This window comes from Rhodoplanes roseus (assembly GCF_003258865.1).
Taxonomy (GTDB): Bacteria; Pseudomonadota; Alphaproteobacteria; order Rhizobiales; family Xanthobacteraceae; genus Rhodoplanes; species Rhodoplanes roseus.
On record NZ_NPEX01000079.1, the window covers coordinates 13,091 to 14,521 of the forward strand.

Below are 1,431 nucleotides of genomic sequence, written 5' to 3' on the forward strand. Positions count from 1 at the left end.
CGGGTCCGGCGCTTCGCGCCATCCCGGAATGACCGAAGGAAATGCAGGCATCACGCGCCTCGATAGACGCGCGAGAACAGCGGCGCCGCGCCGATGCGGTAGACGAGCTCGGCCGGGGTGTCGACGTCGAAGATCGCGAGGTCGCAGGCCTTGCCGGGCTCCAGCGTGCCGATCTGCGATGCGAGCCCGAGCGCGTGCGCGGCCTCGCGGGTGACGCCGGCGATCGCCTCGTCGACGGTGAGGCGGAACAGCGTCGCGCCCATGTTCATGATCAGCAGGAGCGAGGTGACCGGCGAGGTACCGGGATTGCAGTCGGTGGCGAGCGCCATGCGGGTGCCGTGGCGGCGGAACGCCTCGACCGGCGGCTTCTGCGTTTCGCGCAACACATAGAAAGCTCCCGGGAGCAGCACCGCCACGGTGCCGGCCTGCGCCATCGCGGCGGCGCCCTCGTCGTCCGTGTGCTCGAGATGGTCGGCCGACAGCGCGCCGTGCGCGGCGGCGAGCCGGGCACCGTGCAGGTTGGAGAGCTGGTCGGCGTGCAGCTTCACCGACAGCCCGGCCGCCTTCGCCGCCGCGAACACGCGTGCGGTCTGCTCCGGCGAGAACGCGATGCCCTCGCAGAAGGCGTCGACCGCGTCGGCGAGTTTTTCGCGCGCGAGCGTCGGGATCAGCGCGCAGACCTTTTCGACATAGGCGTCCTTGTCGGGCTCGCCGGGCGGCGTCGCATGGGCGCCCAGATAGGTGGTGACGACCCGCACATCGGCATCGCGGCCGAGGCGGCGGGCGGCGCGCAGCATGCGGGTCTCGGTGGCGTCGTCGAGCCCGTAGCCGGACTTGATCTCCACCGTGGTGACGCCTTCGGCGAGCAGGCGGTCGAGCCGGGTCCGGGCGCTCGCCACCAGCGTGTCCTCGCTCGCGGCGCGGGTGGCTTTCACGGTCGATGCGATGCCGCCGCCGGCCCGGGAAATCTCCTCGTAGGTCGCCCCGGCGAGCCGCATCTCGAACTCTTTGGCGCGCGAGCCGCCGTAGACCAGATGGGTGTGGCAGTCGATCAGGCCGGGGGTGACGAGGCGGCCGTCGAGCCGGATCGTCTCGGCCGCGTCCGCATTCGCCGGCAGGTCGGCCTCGGGGCCGACCCAGGCGATGCGGCCGTCCGTGGCGCCGATGGCGCCACGCGCGAGCAGGCCCAGCCCGGGCTTTCGGGGATCGAGCGTCGCGATCTGGGCGTCGCGCCACAGCCGGTCGAACCGCATGGAAGGCCTCGTCGTCCCGCAGGCATGCCGCGCCCGCGTCCCGTCCCATACAGAATCGCCGCGCCCTCCGCTATGGTCCGGCGCGCTCTTCACCTCCCGCTGGAGGGGGAGGTCGGCGGAGGAAGTCCGCCGGGAGGGGGTGACGGCGCCGGCTGCGGCGTGTGGCTTCACCCCACCC

At 72.6% G+C, this 1,431-nt stretch carries 1 protein-coding gene; it reads right to left on the minus strand.

What is annotated here, in order from left to right; genetic code table 11:
• Positions 1 to 50: 50 nt before the first annotated feature.
• Entirely contained in the window at positions 51 to 1,253 is a 1,203-nt protein-coding gene (hutI, locus tag CH341_RS13425; RefSeq protein ID WP_111419532.1) for an imidazolonepropionase, read from the minus strand.
• Between the last annotated feature and the right edge of the window lie 178 nt (positions 1,254 to 1,431).

Bases quoted from the DNA above. Each gene is read 5' to 3' on its own strand.
- hutI (WP_111419532.1), bottom strand. From the start codon at position 1,253: ATGCGGTTCGACCGGCTGTGGCGCGACGCCCAGATCGCGACGCTCGAT.